The sequence below is a fragment of the Mesorhizobium sp. dw_380 genome, from assembly GCF_018588885.1.
Taxonomy (GTDB): domain Bacteria; phylum Pseudomonadota; class Alphaproteobacteria; order Rhizobiales; family Rhizobiaceae; genus Mesorhizobium.
Map to the genome: position 1 here is coordinate 1 of NZ_JAFFIW010000122.1, position 1090 is coordinate 1090.

Annotated in this window: 1 protein-coding gene and 1 pseudogene; one reads left to right on the forward strand and one right to left on the reverse strand. The window is 58.6% G+C overall.

The genetic code is table 11. The features are described 5' to 3' along the window. Positions 1-190 precede the first annotated feature (190 nt). Positions 191-457: a DUF2293 domain-containing protein gene (locus JT360_RS33140; protein WP_214477670.1), complete on the reverse strand. Its 267-nt coding sequence runs from the start codon at positions 455-457 to the stop codon at positions 191-193. Between the two features lie 122 nt (positions 458-579). Between JT360_RS33140 and JT360_RS33145 the strand changes: the two are divergent. After that, positions 580-1034: pseudogene (locus tag JT360_RS33145) on the forward strand (mechanosensitive ion channel family protein); the annotation flags it as partial. Between the last annotated feature and the right edge of the window lie 56 nt (positions 1035-1090).

The window sequence follows — 1090 nt, forward strand, 5'->3', positions numbered from 1 at the left end:
TTGACAAAGCCAACGACGCTTTCTCGCGTCAAGCCCCATGCATCTGTGATCGCGCGTCGCATTTTTGAGACCGTGGGCAATGAGCCGCAACCATGTCACTAGCAATGCGCCAGAACTTCCGATGTTCCGGCTACCGCGTCAGCTCCGTGTTTCATCGCATTGATTGACCAGAGCCTCTGGTGTGGACGGTTCAGCCGCGGGCTTCCTCGCGCGTCATCATTCTGGATAGGAGCAGCTTGTCGTAGTTGGTATAGGAATGCCGGATATATTTCTGCAATTCGATACCGACCGCTGCGCCCAGTTTTAGGCCTTTCCAATCCCTGGCGCTGACCCGTGCAGCCATCGTGAGGCACGTCTTCTTGGGGCAGCCTGGATGATGAATGCGCATGTGTTGCATCACGACATCAAACGAAAAAGTCGTGGAGGAATTCGATGTGGGCTCGTCGTCACCTGACATCTTGAATGAACCACAAATTCTTCAGCTAGAGGGCGGAGGCATTGGGCAAACGAGATGCCCCGAACGATGACACGTTCGCGACGAGGAGTTGAGCCGGTGGATGGACTCTAACACTTCCTGCCCGCGCTTACGGGATCGGTGACTGGCTGGTGCTGAGCAATGGTATCGAAGGCAAGGTGGTCGAGACGAATTGGCGGGCCACCCATCTTCTGACAGGCGCAAACGATCTGGTGGTTGTGCCCAACAGCGACCTCGCCAAGGCCAGGCTGACCAATCTCAGCAGTCCTGATCGGAGCCACGGCGTGACTCTCCCGGTCCGGTTCCCGCCTGCCACGGCACCGTCGACGATGGCCGATGTGATGCGCTCGGTTCTCTTGAGCAGTAATTCCATGTTGGCGCAACCGGAGCGAGCGTGCAGGTACTGTCGCTGGACAGAGGCGCGGTGGAACTGGAGCTTGCCTTCAGGGTCGCCGACATAGCCGTCGCCAGCAAGGCGAAGAGCGAGGTCTTCGACCTGATCTTCCGTCATGCAAAGGCGGCGGGACACACTCTTGCCACGCCGAGGGAAGCTGTTGGCCAGGCATTTCCGGAACCGAACGCGGTCGCGTGGCGCTGATGCTGGATCGCGAGCGA